The sequence below is a fragment of the Rhodococcus sp. (in: high G+C Gram-positive bacteria) genome, from assembly GCF_049591685.1.
Lineage (GTDB): Bacteria > Actinomycetota > Actinomycetes > Mycobacteriales > Mycobacteriaceae > Rhodococcoides.
Window position 1 is genome coordinate 1 of record NZ_JBAWFH010000458.1, and the last position, 3,626, is coordinate 3,626.

Below are 3,626 nucleotides of genomic sequence, written 5' to 3' on the forward strand. Positions count from 1 at the left end.
ACCTCGGTAGCGCGACGGCGACGAGTTCCCCGGGTCGTACTCCTGCGCGAATCAGTCTGTCGGACAGCATGGCCGACCGTCGTTCCAGCTCGGCATAGGTCAGCGTCGTGGCACCGTCGATGACGGCGATGTTCTCGGGCCACGTCGACGCGGCGCTGCGGAACAACTCGGCGAGCGTGTATTGCTCGCCTGCACCGTCTCGGTGTGCGACCGCCGCGACGTCGGCTTGCCGGAACGGGGCGCTGCCCAACTCGATGTCGGGGTGCTCGGCGACCAGCGACAGCACGCTGCTCAGCCGTTCGGCCAGCCCGGCGACCACCGACCGCGAGAACCGGGACGACGAATAAGCGAGGCGCCCGGCCAAGCCGTCGGAGGTGTCCTCGACGACGAATTCCAGGTCGAACTGGGTGGCGTCGATGTCGATGCGCCGCGGCGCCGCTGTCTCTGCGCCGAGGTCGAATGTCGGTGACGCGACCTCGCCGACCGCGAGCAGCACCTGGAACAGCGGGTGGCTGTCGACCGCACGGGCGGGTTGCACGGCTTCGACAACCCACTCGAACGGCACGTCGGAGTGCGCGAACGCGTCGAGGTCACGGCCCGCCACCTCGGTCACGAACTGCTCGAACGTCGTCGACTGCGTCACCTCGGTGCGCAGCACTACGGTGCCGACGAACATGCCGACGAGGTCGTCGAGCACCGGGTCGGAGCGGCCCGACACCGGTGTGCCGACGGCGATGTCCTCGGTGCCGCTGGCCTCGGCGAGCACAGCGGCGAGTGCTGCGTGGACGACGACGAACACCGTCGCGCCGACGCGGTGTGCCAACGACCGCAACTGCTCCAACGTGTCGGCGTCGACGCCGAACTCGATGGGTGACCGGTCGGCGTCAGGGTTCGGGGTGCCGGTCGGCAGGTCGAGGTAGTCGGGCATGCCGGCGAGGGTGCGGCGCCAATAGTCGAGCTGATCGTCGGCGACGGCGCGGAGCACGTCCTGCTGCCACAGGCGGTAGTCGGCGTAATCGATTGTCAGCGGCTCGAACTCGGGCACCTGACCCGCGATCCGTGCGGTGAGCGCCGTGCCGACGTCACGCGCGAGCGGCGCCACCGACAGACCGTCGACGGCGATGTGGTGGGCCACCACGGTCAACACCGCCCCGTCCGCGGTGTGGGAAAGCGCCAGGCGCACCGGCGGTTCCACCGTCAGATCGAATCCGTCGACGGGCATCTTGCTCGCATCGGCGTGGCGGTCGTCCAGCGAGGAGACCACCGTCTCGGCGTCGAGAAGCGTCGTCACCGGGCCGTCGGCGGTGGACGGGTACACGGTCCGCAGCGGGATGTGCCGATCGACCACGTCGACGATCGCCGCGCGCAGCACGTCGTGGTCCACCTCTGCGGGAAGCGGAAGTTCGAAGGCGATGTTGTAGGCGGCCGAGGTGGGGTCGTACCTGTTCTGCAACCAGATTCGACGCTCCGCCGGAGCGAGCCCGGCGAACTCGCGGGCCCCCAACGCCTGCACTGCAGGTCGGTGCACGAGCGCGGGGAGCGCTGTGTGGTCGCCAGACAGTGCGTCGATCGCCGACGCCAGCAGGCGCGCGGTCGGCGCCTCGAACAGTGTCCTCACCGGAACCCGCGATCCAAGTGCGGCGCCGATCCGGGTTGCCGCGCGGGTGGCAGTCAGCGAATCACCGCCCAGGACGAAGAAATTGGCGTCGACGGACGCCTCTGCGACACCGAGCGTGTCGGCAAGGATACCGAGGATGACGTCCTCCGCAAGCGACCGCGGCACCGCAGACTCGACGGCCGGAGACGGCGAGGGAAGGGCCGACGCGTCGACCTTGCCGTTCGCGGTGACGGGGATCCTGTCGACGGGGACAATCGCAGCGGGAACCATTGTCAGCGGAAGCCGTTCGAGCAGCCACCGGGTGGCGTCCTGCTCGTCGAGCCCCACCACCCAGGCGACGATCCGGCTCTCGCGCATCGCTGCGACGGCGCCGCGCACGTCGGGGTGTGCGAGCAGCGCAGCCTCGATTTCACCGAGTTCGACGCGTACCCCGCGGATCTGGACCTGCGAGTCGATGCGGCCGCGGTAGTCGAGTTCCCCACCCGCGCCGAGGCGAACGAGGTCTCCCGTGCGGTAGAGACGCGTACCGCCGGGCGCTGCGACGAAGCGTTCGGCGGTCAGCGCGGCCCTGTCCCCGTAGCCGCGCGCAAGGCCGGAACCACCGAGATACAGCTCGCCGACGCCGCCCACCGGCACCGGCTGCAGGCGCCGATCCAGGACGACGGCCGCGACGTGCGCGAGTGGACGGCCGATGGTGACGGGATTCCCCGCGCGCAGGGGATCGGTCAACGTCGCCACGACGGTCGCCTCCGACGGACCGTACGCATTGAGCATCCGACGTGAACTAGCAGCGACCCTGGGTCGCTCCGCAGGCTCCGCTCCTGCCGCCCATGCACGGACCACTTCGCCGCCGAGCACGTCCCCGCCTACCGCGACGGTGGTGATCGAGTCGACGGGAGGGACCGTCGCCAGGACGGCCGGCGTCGAAAGGTAGTGTGTGACGCCGTGTTCGGTGAGGAACTGCGCCATCTCGTCACCGTCGACGAGGTCGGCGGGTGCGACCACCATGGTCGCGCCCGCACCGAACGCCAGCACGAGCTCGAGGACAGCGGCGTCGAAGTTGACCGAATACCCGTGCAGCACGCGCGATTGACGGGTGGTCCCGTACCGCGGGATCACCTCCTGCGCAAGCGCATACACGGCAGCGTGGGTGACGGTGACAGGCTTGGGGGTGCCGGTCGATCCGGATGTGTGGATGACGTAGGCGGGGTGCTCCGGCCGCAGGGGAGCCAGGCGGTCGGCGTCGGTGACCGGCCCGTCGCTGTAGTGGCCGGACTCGACTAGCCACTCCACGCCGGTCTCGCTGCCGCCCAGCCCGATCCGGATACCCTTCAGCATCTGTTCGCGGCGAGCGGACGGATACCGCGGGTCGACGGGGACGAACGCCGCGCCGGCTTTCGCGACAGCCCACAGCGCGACTATGTACTCCGCGGACCGTTCCATCGACAGCGCGACGAGTGTCTCCGGTCCGGCACCGTGGGCGATGAGCGCGCGGGCGAGGCTGTTCGTCCGACGGTCGAGCTCGTCGTAGGTGATGCTGACGGCGCCGTCGAGCGCGAGGTCCCCCATTCGGAAGATGTCGTTGAGGGTGCCCAGTGGTGCGGCATCGACCCTTTCGACCGGGGGACCAATTGCAAGGTCGCCGACCACCACTCCCGGCTCCCCCGCCACGGCGTGGAGGACGGTCATCAGGGTGTCCGCGAACCGCTCGACGGTCTCCCGGTCGTACAGGTCGACGGCGTATTCGATCTGCCCCGAGATGCCGGACGGTGTCTCGGTGAGGACAAGGTTGAGGTCGAACTCGGAGGTATGTGTTTCCACCGGCACCACGGAAACGGGAAGGTCGTCCACCGATTGGTGCGGTGCATTGTCGAAGGCGAGCATCACCTGGAACAGTGGGTGGCGGTCGAGCGCGCGGTCGGTGGCGAGGGCGTCGACGATCCGCTCGAACGGCAGCTCCGCGTGCGCAAACGCGTCGAGGTCCGTATGCCGAACGGTGGCAACGAGT

At 69.4% G+C, this 3,626-nt stretch carries 1 protein-coding gene; it reads right to left on the minus strand.

Going from position 1 to position 3,626, the window contains the following annotated elements; translation table 11 throughout:
• Positions 1-3,574: amino acid adenylation domain-containing protein (locus tag WBQ44_RS19150; RefSeq protein WP_495568254.1), on the minus strand; the 3,574-nt coding region annotated here is incomplete at its 3' end.
• Between the last annotated feature and the right edge of the window lie 52 nt (positions 3,575-3,626).